The organism is Paenibacillus turicensis, assembly GCF_017873435.1.
GTDB classification, from domain to species: Bacteria; Bacillota; Bacilli; order Paenibacillales; family Paenibacillaceae; genus Fontibacillus; species Fontibacillus turicensis.
On the sequence record NZ_JAGGKG010000001.1, the window covers coordinates 109,172 to 123,864 of the forward strand.

At 40.7% G+C, this 14,693-nt stretch carries 13 protein-coding genes and 1 pseudogene; 4 read left to right on the top strand and 10 right to left on the bottom strand.

What is annotated here, in order from left to right; genetic code table 11:
* Positions 1-83: 83 nt before the first annotated feature.
* On the bottom strand, positions 84-1,385 hold the full coding sequence (locus tag J2Z32_RS00520; protein ID WP_210087194.1) for an amino acid permease: 1,302 nt from the start codon (positions 1,383-1,385) through the stop codon (positions 84-86).
* A 113-nt stretch (positions 1,386-1,498) separates the two neighbouring features.
* On the opposite strand from J2Z32_RS00520, the gene J2Z32_RS00525 reads away from it, so the two are divergent.
* A complete protein-coding gene (locus J2Z32_RS00525; RefSeq protein WP_210087528.1) occupies positions 1,499-2,401 on the top strand; it encodes a LysR family transcriptional regulator in 903 nt (300 codons plus the stop codon).
* A gap of 27 nt (positions 2,402-2,428) precedes the next feature.
* Here J2Z32_RS00525 and J2Z32_RS00530 read toward each other — a convergent pair whose 3' ends face one another.
* Positions 2,429-3,292 carry an NAD(P)-dependent oxidoreductase gene (locus J2Z32_RS00530; protein ID WP_210087195.1) on the bottom strand — a complete coding sequence of 288 codons (864 nt, stop codon included), beginning with the start codon at positions 3,290-3,292 and terminating at the stop codon, positions 2,429-2,431.
* Positions 3,285-3,638 carry a hypothetical protein gene (locus tag J2Z32_RS00535; RefSeq protein WP_210087196.1) on the bottom strand — a complete coding sequence of 118 codons (354 nt, stop codon included), beginning with the start codon at positions 3,636-3,638 and terminating at the stop codon, positions 3,285-3,287. The genes J2Z32_RS00530 and J2Z32_RS00535 overlap by 8 nt, the downstream gene beginning before the upstream one ends.
* A gap of 130 nt (positions 3,639-3,768) precedes the next feature.
* Here J2Z32_RS00535 and J2Z32_RS22455 point away from each other — a divergent pair.
* Both J2Z32_RS22455 and J2Z32_RS00540 read left to right on the top strand, forming a co-directional pair.
* A pseudogene (locus J2Z32_RS22455) lies at positions 3,769-3,939 on the top strand (helix-turn-helix transcriptional regulator); the annotation flags it as partial.
* A gap of 159 nt (positions 3,940-4,098) precedes the next feature.
* Entirely contained in the window at positions 4,099-4,719 is a 621-nt protein-coding gene (locus J2Z32_RS00540; protein ID WP_245251062.1) for a WYL domain-containing protein, read from the top strand.
* A 158-nt stretch (positions 4,720-4,877) separates the two neighbouring features.
* Here the strand turns inward: J2Z32_RS00540 and J2Z32_RS00545 are convergent, their stop codons facing one another.
* The 5 genes from J2Z32_RS00545 to J2Z32_RS00565 form a co-directional block, all read right to left on the bottom strand.
* Entirely contained in the window at positions 4,878-6,374 is a 1,497-nt protein-coding gene (locus J2Z32_RS00545; RefSeq protein WP_210087529.1) for a glycoside hydrolase family 1 protein, read from the bottom strand.
* An 87-nt stretch (positions 6,375-6,461) separates the two neighbouring features.
* Positions 6,462-7,754, bottom strand: a complete 1,293-nt coding sequence (locus tag J2Z32_RS00550; RefSeq protein WP_210087198.1) for a PTS sugar transporter subunit IIC — start codon at positions 7,752-7,754, stop codon at positions 6,462-6,464.
* A 3-nt stretch (positions 7,755-7,757) separates the two neighbouring features.
* On the bottom strand, positions 7,758-8,063 hold the full coding sequence (locus J2Z32_RS00555) for a PTS sugar transporter subunit IIB (RefSeq protein ID WP_210087199.1): 306 nt from the start codon (positions 8,061-8,063) through the stop codon (positions 7,758-7,760).
* Between the two features lies 1 nt (position 8,064).
* Positions 8,065-8,403: a PTS lactose/cellobiose transporter subunit IIA gene (locus J2Z32_RS00560; RefSeq protein WP_210087200.1), complete on the bottom strand. Its 339-nt coding sequence runs from the start codon at positions 8,401-8,403 to the stop codon at positions 8,065-8,067.
* A gap of 11 nt (positions 8,404-8,414) precedes the next feature.
* Positions 8,415-10,337, bottom strand: a complete 1,923-nt coding sequence (locus J2Z32_RS00565) for a BglG family transcription antiterminator (RefSeq protein ID WP_210087201.1) — start codon at positions 10,335-10,337, stop codon at positions 8,415-8,417.
* 198 nt (positions 10,338-10,535) lie between these two features.
* On the opposite strand from J2Z32_RS00565, the gene J2Z32_RS00570 reads away from it, so the two are divergent.
* Entirely contained in the window at positions 10,536-12,137 is a 1,602-nt protein-coding gene (locus tag J2Z32_RS00570; RefSeq protein WP_210087202.1) for a PucR family transcriptional regulator, read from the top strand.
* A 137-nt stretch (positions 12,138-12,274) separates the two neighbouring features.
* Here the strand turns inward: J2Z32_RS00570 and J2Z32_RS00575 are convergent, their stop codons facing one another.
* Both J2Z32_RS00575 and J2Z32_RS00580 read right to left on the bottom strand, forming a co-directional pair.
* Positions 12,275-14,272: an FAD-dependent oxidoreductase gene (locus tag J2Z32_RS00575; RefSeq protein ID WP_210087203.1), complete on the bottom strand. Its 1,998-nt coding sequence runs from the start codon at positions 14,270-14,272 to the stop codon at positions 12,275-12,277.
* A gap of 140 nt (positions 14,273-14,412) precedes the next feature.
* Complete coding sequence (locus J2Z32_RS00580) at positions 14,413-14,670, bottom strand: hypothetical protein (protein ID WP_210087204.1); 258 nt, start codon at positions 14,668-14,670, stop codon at positions 14,413-14,415.
* Positions 14,671-14,693: the final 23 nt, after the last annotated feature.

A 14,693-nucleotide genomic window follows, 5' to 3' on the forward strand; every position in this document is an offset into this window, starting at 1 on the left:
AAACTGTTACATGTGTATGAGGGAACAAGTCCAAATATGCAGACAGGCATGACAAGCTAATAAATAAAAATATGAAGAAGAAGTCATTTGTTTTTTTCTTTTACAAATATAGACACAGCTACAAACAAAATGATCAATACTGCTGGATACAACATCGCCCAGCCCGTAAAGGGAAAAATGATCGATGTAGCAATTAATGAAATCCCACTGATCCATTGACCAAAGCGATTTCCCTTTAACAATCGTATTCCTGCTGCGCACCCCCCTAAATAAGTCAAAATAAATGTAGCATTTGGTAATTGAATCAAGGTTGTAAGCGAAAATGTACCGCTACCATATAGAAAAAAAACAATACTAAAACAAACCATTAAAAAAACAAATGCTCCTGTTGGTGTCCCATATCTTGTTGATAACGTGCTCATCCATTGTGGAGCTGCCCCTTGTCTTGCTAAAGCATAACCTACTCTTGATGCCGCACCTATATAGGCAATGCTTGTTGCTATACAAATCAAAAGTGCTGTGACCCCAGTCAATACCGCTCCATACATTCCTAATTGTCTACTTACTATCCAGATTAACGACGCTTCTGGACCTGCAATCTTATAGCTATTCGTAGCTACTGTAGCTAATGCCGTCATAAAATATAAAATTCCAACAATCAATGCCGCAATGATAACACCTGAAGTTGCCGACCGCTTAGAATCCTTAAATTCCTCCGATAAATGTGAGATCGCCTCCCAACCAATAAAACACCAAAATAATAATGCTCCTGCTTTCCCTATACTTAAGTAACCATGTGGGGCAAGTGGAGTTAAGTGGTCAAAGGACATGTCAGGAAGAGCAGCAAAAAATGTAAAAATCAAAACCGAACTAATGGATAAAACGACAATCACCTGAATCCGTCCTGCAAGCTTCATCCCTATCAAATTAATGAGTAAAGAAGCTACTATTGCGCCTACAGCTATGAAGATTCGAGCCGTTTCGCCTAATCCAAGGGCACTCGTTAAATAACCCGATCCAGTTAATGCCGCCATTGGCGCACCAATAGGAACAGACATAAGAAACAACCAGCCAATGACTGCTCCAGCACGTTCTCCAAAAGCAAGAGTAACAAAATGAGAGACCCCACCTGCATTTGGATATTTTGCAGATAGTAACCCCATGCTTAACGCCATCGGTGTAATTAACAAGATCATGATCGCCCATGCCACTAACGAGGCTGGTCCTGCTATCTCAGCTGCAAGTCCTGGCACAAGCAATATACCCGATCCAAGGACAGCACTAATATATAAAGCCACCGCCTGTGGCATTCCTATCGTTTTACGGAGGACACGAGCTTGAGATTTTTTAGACGCTTGAGATAATTGTGTCAGTTCTGATTTCATGAATTTCTTTCCCCTCTTGATTTTTTAATCAGCTTATCAGATAATTCAGCTATCTGAAAAACAGAAGTTTAAGATATTATCTATTCAAAAAACCGATAGAAGGAGGGTCTACTATCGAGTCACGTCATTTATTTACTTTTCTCGTTGTCGTAGAGACAGGGAGCTTTACCAAGGCAGCATTAAAACTAGACTATGCTCAATCTAGCATTACCGCACAAATTCAAGCATTAGAGCAGGAGCTTGATAAACCTTTATTTGATCGGATTGGTCGTAAAATCCAGTTAACAGCTGCAGGAGAAAAGCTACTTCCTTATGCTCAGGAAATATCTAGGATGCATTTAATGGCAGAAAATGCACTTCGCTCTGACATGAGAGTGGGAGGAACAATCCGGATTGGCGCGCCTGAATCGTTAGCCGCATTTCGTTTACCGTCCATTATTCGAGAATATCGGGAGAAATACCCAGAGGTGCGTATTATCCTTAAGCCCGGATTATGCTGGGAGATGATATCCCTCATTCGATCCGGGGAATTAGACATCGCATTTATTTTACAGCCTGAAGTAAGTGAGCAGGATATATATATTGAAACGCTAATCGAAGAAAAAATGGCACTAATTGCCGCAAGTGATCACCCACTTTTATCTTTTAAACAAGTTGAGCCGATCCAGCTTAAAAATGAAAATATTTTGTTTACAGAAGCAGGTTGCTCCTACCGATCTTTATTTGAAAAGCATTTACATCAATCTGGTGTTATCCCTGACCCAGAGCTTGAGTTTTGGAGCATTGAAGCGATTAAGCAATGTGTGGCAAGTGGCCTTGGTATCTCTTTTTTGCCTTATATTACAGTTAAGAAGGAGCTTCAAGACGGCACTGTGTCGCAACTACATTGGAACGATGAAGGACAACGAGTTGCAACACAATTGCTGTATCATACGAAAAAATGGCAATCTCATGCGATGGAGCTATTTGTAGATATCGTAAAGCAACATGCAGGCTTGTGGCGAGAAGAGCAGTAAAGAAACCTAGCAAATACACAACTATTCTTAGCGTAGTACCTTAACCAAAGCCGCGACCTCCTCGCCCCCATAGCCAGCATTTAGGGCCCTTTGGAACAGATTTTCAGCGAATCGGGGGAATTCGTTATTGATGCCGGATTCACGGGCTTGTAGCGTAAGTAGCTCAATGCTTGTCATGGACATCTGAAGCGAGCTTAATGGCTGACTGTAACTGTTGTTCTGGATAACCGCACCCTGATACTTCATCACCTCACCGATTACCGGGGATACTTGGGCAATCATTGTGCCAAAATCCTCTACTGATAAATCATCACTCTCAAGGATACGTGCCGCGTGGAAAAAACCCAGGTAAGAGGCGAACAGATAGGCTAAGAATGCCAAGTCGACTGAAGCCGCTGCGCTGACTTGCTCACCATGATAAGATACATTTCCAGCTAGCTTTTGTAAAAGCGACTCACTTTTACCCCAAGCGTTCATGCTACCCGAGGCAAAGACTGTAGCTCCTACGCTACCCATCTGAGATGGGGAAGCCACAATAGCTCCATCAAGATATGTGGCTCCCAGTCCAACGGCCCACGCTTCAAGGTCACGGGCTTGCTGCGGACTCCCGGTACTAAGCTGAATGAGCACACGTCCAGCCAGAGCGGACTTCACAGGCTCTTGATCTAAGAGGCTTGTGGATACCTGGTAATCAGCTACACAGACGATCGTGATCGGACTGGCAGCTATAGCTGAAGCTACACTAGAAGCGAGAACGGCCCCTTTACGGATAAGTGAATCTGCTCTTGCAGGGGTGCGGTTCCATACCGTCACCTCATAATTCTGCTCTACCAGTACTGCGGCGATAGCTGCTCCCATAGCTCCCAGGCCAATCACAGTAACTTTATACATGAGTCGAGCCCTCCTTAGACTTCCCCGAAGCCGATTGTGCCACAGTGAGATGCATCATTTGAATACTCTGTGAGTCGATCATACCAGCAAAATCCCGAAACTCCGATGCTGAGTGAAGTTGTTCCATCGCTGCCAGCGCCATCTCCATTGTTGACCAATAGATCATATCGGTCCATTGGGTATGGTCTGCGGTATGCATCAGATTTCGTGACTGGAAGCCGGGAATCTGAGTGTGCAGAAGTTCAGTTAGACTCCGTGCAGCTTCGAGGAAACTAGCCTCGTTTGTGTCTTCCTTTAAATGAAATACAACCAATTCTAGTACATAAGGGGTTGTTGCTTGTGTCATATTCGTTGCTCCTTTAATGTTATTGTTAGCTGTGTCGTAGGCTTGACTTCACTAATATGGTTTAGTATAAAGAGGAATAGTGTCAAACTATGGCACTATTCAAAATTTTAATTCCCAAGGGAGTATAAAAGTGAACAAAGCACAACGTCTCATTCAATTAATTATGCTGGTAAATGAACGCAGGAAATTCACAATACAGGAGTTAGCGGACGAGTGTGGTGTATCACGACGGACTATGATCCGCGATCTGACGGAGCTTAGTGAGTTGGGCGTTCCTCTATATTCCCAAGTGGGGGCTCATGGGGGATATAGTGTTCTACGTGAAAAGGTACTTCCGCCAATCAGCTTCACAGAGCATGAGGCGATGGCTTTGTTTTTTGCATGCCAGTCGCTTCAAAACTATAAATCTCTCCCGTTCGATGACGAGGTGAACACCGCGTTGCAAAAGTTCATGCATTACATGACAGCAGATAGGAAAGCAGCGATCCAGCGGATGCAAGAGCGCTTGGTGTTCTGGATACCTTCCCATGATCTGGACCTTCCTTGTCTAAAAGATTTACTGGAAGCGGCTTTGGAGCAACAAACTGTCCATATCGTATATGAAGGCAAGGAACGGAGCGAGCGAGACATACTACCTCTTGGTGTGTACACAGTGAACGGATTATGGTATTGCAGAGCTTATTGCGGGGTAGCCAACGATCTGCGAATCTTCCGTGTAGATCGGGTGAAAGCGTGTGTAGCTTCGGCAAATACCAATCTAACCTACAATCCAACCTACGAAGAGGGTAATATTCGTAACTCAGTGATGCAGATGGAGGATAGAGATCTGGTGGAGCTCGTAGTGGAGCTGACACCTGAAGGAGTTAGGCGCTGCCAATCTGAGATATGGCTATCTCAATCAATTGAAGTGCATGAGGATGGGGCAGGCGTTATACATACGCACATAAGTGAATCTTATCTGAACTGGGCAGCTCATTTTTTTCTAGGATTCGGGTTGGAAGCACATGTACGCCAGCCTGTGGCTTTACGTGAACAAATAGAAAGACTGCTGCAGGAGTTATCGAATCAATATAGGAAATGAATTAGGTTTCTAACGAAGCAAGATAACGAGTTTCCACACAACTACTGTATTATATGAAAAAGTGGGAATCTCACACGATGGAAAGAAGGACAATAACAAACGATCTTGACAAAAAGGCGTCACCATAAAGGTAAACGCCTAATTATTCTAATATTGTCTTAGATCTTCTCTGCTAAATCTGCTCCATTCGTTTCAATCACTTTTTTGTACCAATGGAAGCTATCCTTGCGATAACGAGCCAATGTTCCCTGACCATGATCATCTTGATCCACATAAATAAAGCCATAGCGTTTACGCATTTCAGAGGTAGAAGCAGAGATAAGATCAATACAACCCCAGCTTGTATAACCCATTAGCTCAACGCCATCCGCAATCGCTTCACGCATCTGCTCGATATGCTTAGCTAAATATTGAATGCGATAGTGATCGTGAATTGCTTCATCCTCTTCCAGCACATCTGCCGCACCAAGACCATTTTCGACCACAAATAATGGAATTTGATAACGATCATACATCTCTCTAAGTGCCACGCGTAAACCAATCGGATCAATCTGCCAACCCCATTCAGAAGCCTCTAAATGAGGATTCTTTAAGCCTGTAGACAGATTTCCCTCAGCTTTGCTTGTATGTGCTGGATCGGTGCTTGTTGTCATTGACATATAGTAGCTAAAGGATAAAAAGTCTACAACATTTTCACGCAGGAGGGTCTCATCCTCTGGCTCCATCACAAGCGTAACCTGCTGGTCCCGCCATTGACGCTGAATAAAGCTAGGATAATACCCTCTCACTTGAACGTCTGTGCAAAACTGTGCCATCTGGTTTTCAGTTTGGGCTTGTAGTACATCCTCTGGTCTACACGAATATGGATATACAAGTCTTCTTGCTAGCATACAGCCGATTTTTGCCTCTGAATCTATTTCTCTAGCTGCTTTAATCGCTAGACTACTGGCTACAAACTGATGGTGCAACGCTTGGAAAGCAATTTGCTTGACGTTGTCTCTGCCCTCAGTGATAATGCCTGCCCCTAGAAATGGTGCCTTTAAGGTACAATTAATTTCGTTAAAGGTTAACCAATACTTTACCTTCCCTTTATATCTATTAAATAGTACCTCAGCATACCTTACGAACATCGACACTAGCTCACGTGATTCCCATCCATTATATTTCTGCACAAGCTGAACTGGCATTTCATAATGAGAGATCGTCACTAATGGCTCAATATTGTGACTTAATAATTCATCGATCACCGCATCGTAAAAACGCAGACCTTCTTCATTTGGCGTGAGCTCATCGCCGTTAGGAAATATCCTTGGCCACGAAATGGAGAACCGGAACACCTTAAAGCCCATCTCTGCAAACAAAGCGATGTCCTCTTTGTAACGATGATAAAAATCGATCCCTCTACGCTTGGGGTAATTACCTTCCTCATCTTGAAGCGCTTGCGTGAGCTCCCCATGGGTAATGGAAAGCAACTGCTCTAAGCTACCACGCTGCTCTGGTGGGCAATACTTAACAACATCAGCCGTTGACAAGCCTTTGCCACCAACATTATAAGCACCCTCAACCTGATTAGCCGCAACCGCGCCACCCCACATAAAGCCTTCAGGAAAGCCACCATTATTGTCTCTGGTATAACGACTTGTATCACTACTCATTTCATTACTGAAGTTGCTATTGTTATTGATATTACTATTGTTATTGCTAGTCATCTTGCTTCAAGTCTCCCCTCGCTGTTATTCACATTAAGCTTTGGCTGCTTCTGCCATCTCCGCAGCATGCTCCTGCTCGTAAGCCTCTGCATCTGCTTTTTTGAAAAATGGATAGTACATTAAGAAGCTTATGACGATAAGTACAACTTGGAATAACGCCACACGCCAGCCCCCAGTCATCCAACCGTTAAACAAAATTGGAATCCCAAGTGGCACCTGTACACCATTTAATACCGGTAAAATTCCCATACTTGTAAACAAAATCGCTAACCCACTTGTAATAATCGGAGTGACGATAAACGGAATCATAAGACGAATATTTAATACTAGCGGCATCCCAAAAATAACAGGCTCATTTACACCAATTAAGCTTGGAACAATAGCTAGCTTCCCTAACGTTTTATATCTAGCCGATCTTGCAGATAACATAGCAATAATAAGTCCTAATGTAGCGCCGGCTCCCCCAACTAACACATACACAGGGAAAAATGGAGAACCGATAATATTTGTACCTTCCAGCCCTTTTTGATACGCTTCCAAGTTTTCTAAACCAAGCGCTACCCAAATTGGACCTACAACGGAATAAACAACCAACGTACCATGTACCCCAAAAAACCATAACAAGTGAATAATGAACACACAAATTAACATTGCCCACCAAGTACCACCAAGACTAGTTAGAGGAACCTGAATGATTGAAAATACGAATTCATGCATATTGCCATAAGAGGTTGCACTAAAGATTGCAGTTAAAATTAACATAATAATAGCGGTAATAAAACCTGGTGTTAATGCTGCAAATGATTTCTCAACAGTTGGCGGCACACCTTTAGGCATTTTAATGTAAAACTTTTTCTCTAGCACTAGTGTATAGATTGTCCCAACAATTAGAGCTACGATAATCGCAACGAATAACCCTTTTGCACCTAACCATGAGTAGCCAATTGCTTTGGTTGCTCCATCCTCAAGCAGCCCTTTAGGAGTGACCAGCAAAAAACTCATTAGCGCAATAATCCCCGCAGAAAAACCTTGCTGTTTATGTTGTGTTGCAAAATTATAAGCGATAGAAAATACAGCATAAAGGGCAATAAGATCGGTGGTTACCGTTGCTGGAATTGACGTATAATCCTTTAAGCCTGTGTTAATTAAGAAATTTTGATAAGGCTCTAATTTTAAAGCATTAATTAAGGAGAAAATTGCACCCAAAATCAAAATAGGCATCAATGCCATAAGTCCATTGGAGATTGCACTGATATAAGTATTTTTTTGGATTTTTGTACTTACCTTCTGTATTTTACTTCTCCACTCCGCCCCACTCGCCGCCATGGACTAAACCCCCTTCTCAAGCAGTTCTATTGCTGTACTTAACACTTTTTCACCGTTCATCATGCCATAATCCATCATGTCAATCGTCGTTACTGGAATTTTTGGATACGCTGCTGCAAGCTCCCCTTCTGCATGTCCCATTTGTGGCCCTAACATAATGATGTCAAATGGCTTTTGGCTTTCAATATCACTTTCTGCTGCCGCATCAATTACCACTTCAATGCCTTTACTTCTAGCTGCCTCTTTCATTCTTTCTACTAACATACTTGTTGAAAATCCACCTGCACACGCTAATAAAATCTTTTTCATATTAGTTCACCAAACCTTTCATTTTTTCTTCTAATTGCTTACGCGCCTTTGCTTCTTCAACTAACTCCACCACTAATTCACGAACCGTTAACGCATTCATCAAATGGTCTTGTGCATGGATCATTAATATTGAGATTTCCGTCTTTTCTCCACGGCCTTCAGCTTGAATCAATTGGGTTTGCACTTTATGTGCTGCTGTTAAATTATCTTTTGCTTGCTTTAAAAAATCAGCGGCTTGCTCGAATTCCCCTTCACGCGCGATACGAGCTGCCTTGAGACTTTTACTTCTCGCTTCACCACTATTAGCAATAATTTGCATTATAATTTGTTCGTAATTCATATTTTTCACTCCTACAGTAGGTTTTCTATCTCTTTCATAAACTGCTCGAAGCTCGTTACCTGAGCTAAAGCTTTACGAATTTCTTCCTTCTCCATCATCAATAGCAAGAGCTTGCTAATTTCTTTATGCAAAAATAGTTGTCCCGCACGCAAATTAATAACAAAAATAAATTGTGCAGATTTCCCTTCACTTACAATGGGCTTTGGTAAAATTGTGACGTTAATACAATCTTTAATTGCACTCATTCGCATCGGATGTGGACCAGCCACACCATGGGTATAAATCGTCGTAAACTTCTCTTCACGTACTAATACCTGCTCCACGAACTCAGCCTCTGCAAATCCATGCTGAACAATTTCCTCACAACGTACAGTAAGCAAATCCATGTATTGATCGGGTCCATCTAAATGAAACAATTCTGGTCTAAACAGCTCCTTAAAATCAATAAATTTATAGGAAGGCTGTGTATGATTGATTTGAATCGCAATAATCTCTTTAATACGGTGGACTTCTGAGTCATCTAATAGGTGCTTAATATGAATCACGGGTTTATCTGTAATGTGTGTTTCAAGCGGAACTGTTGTTAGAATTAGATCTATCGGCTTCTTTGCGATTTCATCCATCTCGTTTTCTGACGCGGTAATCACCGAAGCATTAGGGAACACTGATTCGAGCTTAAGTCTAATAAGCTGTGCGCTCCCCCCACCAGTAGAGCAAATGACGGCAATACGTTTGAATTGCTCCAGCTTACGCTGCTTCATCCGTTCCAAATGGGTTGCAAAATGAAGTGCAACATACCCTGCCTCATCCCTCGACATCCAAAATCCGTATTCTTCCTCAATAATCTCTGCGAAGCGAAACGAAATCACAAACACATTTGCGTATTGACTATACACATCCTCTACCAACGGGTTGTTGAGCTGTAGGTTGTAATAAAGTCGATTAAGCAACGGGAACATGTGTAGTAACAATGCTTCTCTTAGATGCTCATCCTCGTTAAAGCTCGTAAGAAATTCTTCATCAAGCCGCTGTAAAATAGAGCTAATCCCTTCTCTAAGCTGTTTTTTCTTATCTGCACTAATATGCTCTATGATCGTTTTACCTGAAATATGCAGTGCCAAATAATCAATTTCATCACTTGGGAGCGAAATTTCATAAAACTTATAAATCCATGCTGCAATCTTTTGTGCTATGTCTCGATATAAGGGCTCTGGTGTTTTCGGCATCGTTTGACCAGCGACGATCAAGTTATTTTTCGTTACACGAAAAAGCAAAATAAAGATATGCGTCACAATATTATTCAGGAAGACATCAGAAATTTTCAGTTCTTTTTGTCTTAGTACCTGCAAAAGATAGGACCTAAGCTCATCGCCATTAAACTCCCGCTGAAATTGTTCAAATTCCTCTGCTGGCTTAATAAACTCACTATTATTTAGAACAAAATGTGAAAAGGCTTTCCTATAGTTCTGTTCGTCCCCCTCTATTCTCATTCCATAATGGGCACGACGATTTAAGGTTAATGAAAAATGCGCTAAGCGCTGCTCCACTTCTTTGAGATCAGAAACAACCGTTGATCGACTAATTCCCATTTCATCCGCTAACTTCTCCATGGAGGTAAAGCTATTGTTTTGAAGAAGGTAAAACAATAGGTAACGCTGACGATCCTCTTTATTATCTAGGTCAATCAAGCTAGACTTAAAATGTCCCTGCTCCCGATACCGTTCAAAGCTAGGTTCATCTTCAATTTGCAGCATATAGCCTTGACCCCGAATCATTTTAATGCAGAACCCATGCTGCGTTCCGCTTTTTTCAAGAGATCGGATAACATCACGAACCGTTCTTTCCGATAGTCCTAATTCCACCGTTAACTCACTCATCTTCACAGGATAAGGATGGGCGGATAATAGGATATTAATCACTCTAAGTTCCCTCATTACATTCCCTCATTTTTTGATACTAGTATCACGTACAACAACATGCTGGCCACAAGTCCATACTACAAGTAAGCGTTTAATAAGAACAGTTTGTATTCTGCAATCTATAACGGCAGAAAGTAACGGATACATCACATCACTTTAATTTGACCTATGCTAAAATACTCCTACATTCCATTAGCAAGGGGATAACCTTACATGAATATAGACTTTGCTACAGTTGTTGCCAAGCTTCAATCTTTCCAGTCACAGGTACATTTAAACCACTTGGACCAGCTACCACTTTACCAATGCATATATGTTACTCAAAAATCTACCAAACCAAGTACATGGGATGATGAGACTTTTGATATGGAGATAACATCTGATACAAATACGATATATTTAACAGACTGTCCGAGGCAGCTTGAATTTCTGCTAAACAAGCAATGTCCACATATTGTTTATGTGAATAGTTCTTATATTCCAGTCCCAACCACCTTTCAGGGGAACATTATACAAATTTTAAATAGTACTCTTCCCCTCATTTATAATCAAATCCAGTTCATGCTAAAAACAACCCAAAGGCTCTCCTTGGATTGTGAAAAGTTATACAATCTTTTATTAGATGATGCTGGCTTACAGGAAATCATTAACTCTGCTTATACGATGTTAAACAACCCAATTGCATTATGTGACTTATCCTTCGTATTAATTGCTGCACCAAAGCAATTGAGTAAAGATGCTATCGTAGCAGATTACATTGACACCTACAATACAGCAAGTGATTTTAATAAATTTTATAATATATATCGAGATAAAGGTTTTTTTGAAAAGGTTTCATTGCAGCGAGGGCCTATGATTGTGAAGGATGCTGATGTAGATGATCTTACCTATCTCATTAGTCACGTGAACGTCCAGCAAAAACCAGCGGCTTTCATATCTGTACTGGAGTATAATCATCCTTTTGATGACTACGATGTTGAGTTGCTAGCTGTATTAAGTAAGGTCGTAGCCTTAGAAATGCAAAAAAGTGGTTACACCCACCATATTAAGCAATCTCAAAATGAGTATTGGATGTATCATTTATTAGAGGAGCATCCTTTGCCGGATTTAATGGAGCAAAGCAAGTCTTTTTTACAGGCCACTGGTTATACAAATAAGTTTTGTATACTGGCAATTGAAATTGAAAAGCATGCAAAGCAGAATACAATGCTGCCTTTTATTCAAAAAAATATAACAATAAGCTTTGGTCATACAATTACATTGCTATATAACAATCATATTACCGTCTTACTGCCTATTCATCATGAGCAGAGATTTAAAGAAGAGATCGAGGAAAAGCTACTTCATTTTTTAAAACAAAATGCATTATTATGTGGGATTAGTCAGCCCTTTGAGCAAATAAAGGAATTAAAGCAGCATTATTTACAAGCCGCTAAAAGTATTGAGCTAGCAATACAGCTTCACGAGGAAAAAAAACGATTATTTTTATATGAAAATTATGTACTTTATGATTTGCTAAATATATATTCAAGTCCTACTCAACTCAAGCATTTTTGCCACCCAGGTTTAATAAAGCTAATGCACTACGATAACACCTATAAAACTGTATTTATGGTGACTTTATATCAATATTTGACCCACAACTACAATCAATCTAAAACAGCAAGTAAGCTCCATATCCAGCGCAGCACCTTACTTTATCGTCTGAAAAAAATTGAGGATATTATGGGTGTATTGTTAGAGGAAGCGGAGGCTCTGCTACAACTGAATATGTCATTTAAAATTTTGAAATTTATTGGAGAATTTCAAGATTGACCTTATTTATGGCCAGCATAAGTGGATCTTTATTTAAAAAAGCGAAAAGGCAGGGAAATGGTGGAGGGCCGCCTTTAACAGCGGTTGAAGCCACTCTCTATTCCGTTGCCTTTTCCTTCATATGTCGTCGTTAACTACTAATTTTTATTTAGAGCCGCATAAGCTGCGGCACTTTCACCAGCGATACGTCCAGAATTATAGGCGAATCCTAATGTACCACCTTCGAACATGACATAGCTGTTGCCATACATTCCTCCTGCATCACTACCTACTGCCCATAAACCTGGGATGACCTTTTCATTGTCATCTACAGCTTGCGTATGTTGATTTACTTTTACACCACCAAGTGTCGTTAATGTTCTTGTGACTACTTTAACTGCATAAAATGGTCCTTGATTTAGTTTACTCAAATACTTGCTATCCTTAAAGAAATCAGTATCCTTCTTTTGTCCTGCCATATCTGCATAACGTTTAGCAGTAGCTTCAAAGCTTTGCTTGTCCATCCCTGCTTTTTCACCAAGCTCAGCTAAGCTGGATGCGCTGACTACAACGCCTGTCTGCTCTCCTTCTTTTAGGAAAGGAGCTAGATCATACGGTGTTTCCTGTTGTTTATTTAAAGCAACGGTATCTACAGGCTCGTTAAATTCCATAAAGCTTTGAGGTTTGTTTTTCCAACGACTATACAGATCTACAATGCCAATCGTTCCTTTTTGTTTAATTGTATTTACAGTATCTTGATCAAAGACAATCCAAGTCATCGCATCAGGTTGTTCATAAATCGCATTTCCCATTGCAGCAAATTCAAACACAACTTCCTCATTTGTAAAACGTTCCCCATTTTTATTTACCCATAATAAAGGCAAGCTACCGATGGTCCAAATGTCCCCCGCTGTTTTCATGCCTACACTTTCCTTAGTACCATTAAGATAAAAAAATTGACCTACATCTTCACCATAATGCGCTGCACCACTATCCCATGCCATTTTCAAGCCATCACCTGTAGCAGAGGAAATTGAGCCTAGCGGTGCCTTCTTGCCAAAGTGCTCAGCCATCATTTCTGCATTGGCTGCATAACCCCCTGTTGCAAGAATAACGGATTTAGCCTTAATTACATATTTAGTGCCATCCTTCTTCTCTGCATTTATGCCAATTACTTCGCCCTTTTCATTCGTGATCAATGATTTACCAGCCGTATCGAAATAAATCTCTCCACCCTTTTTCTTAATCGAATCATGCAGGGCAGTAATGGCTTTAAACCCACCATCTGCATAACCTAAAAAGGCATGAGGATCATTGACATGATCAGGTTGTCCACCTACACCTGGATCAATTAATTTAAAACGAGCACCATTTTCCATAAGCCAATCCACTGTTGAGCCTGATTTTTCAATAACATTACGAACAAGTCTTGCATTAGCTGTATTGTTACTTGCTGTCATATATTCATGGTATAGCCACTGCGATGCATCAGGAACCTTAGCCTCCTTCTGAAGCTTACTTCCAGTAGCAAATAGTCCGCCTGCCATCGTTCCTGCTCCTGCTGGAATTGAAGTTTTTTCAAGTAAAATAACTTTACCTCCTGCATCCACTGCTGCGAGAGCTGCTGCTGTTCCAGAAGCACCAGCACCAACAACAACCACATCTGTAGTTAGGTTTACCGTTTTAACTTCCTTACCCGTATTTGTAGATTTCACAGCTAATTGTTTTGGATCAGCACCTGCTTGCTTCACACAATCCGTTACAGCTTCCAAAATCGCATTACTTGCCATCGTTGCACCTGAAACTGCATCTACTGCAAGACTTTGTGACTCTACAATGAGTCCTGGCATTTTATCAATTGCAGCCTCACCAACACCACCTGTTTCTGAGTTCTCAAGTACTTTTACAGCCACAATTGCATGTTCACTAAACTCTGTCTCTACTTTTATTTCTCCATTATGACCTTTTGCAGTTGCGGTATATTTCCCTGCCTTAAAGTTTATTACGTTATCTGGCGCTTTTTCTCCGTTTGTGATTTTTTTCACTTTATTAGCCGCTTGATTAGACTTATTTGCTGAATCAGAAGTACAGCCTACAATGCTAACGACTAACAATAAACTTAAAATACAAGCCATCGTTCTTTTAAAACTTTTCATCGTTTTCCCTCTTTCTATGCCTTGTGTGTCTCTCAATTATTATCCTAGCATAGCAAGAGGGAATTTCGATTCGTCAGATTGCATCAAAAATACTATTAGTTTTACTACGATTTGTACAGTTGTTCAAAGAGAAAAAAATATTAGAAAATGAAGCGTCTACGTCTCTCGATCAAAAGAATCGCTAATAGGTCAAACAAAACAAGTGGTAATATGAACGGTACCAATGTGGCATGAGCCTTGCTTCCTTTGTTATGAACCCCACTGACCTTCAAATAAAGCTTCCCATCTGTTACCTTCTCAATCGTGCCGTATAACGTTGCACCTGTTTTTGTTTTAATTTTTACTTGTTTGTGAAGATAACGTTTTGCTTTTTGATATTGCCAATTTTTTTTGTTCATAAAAAAATCACCTCCGTTGAATA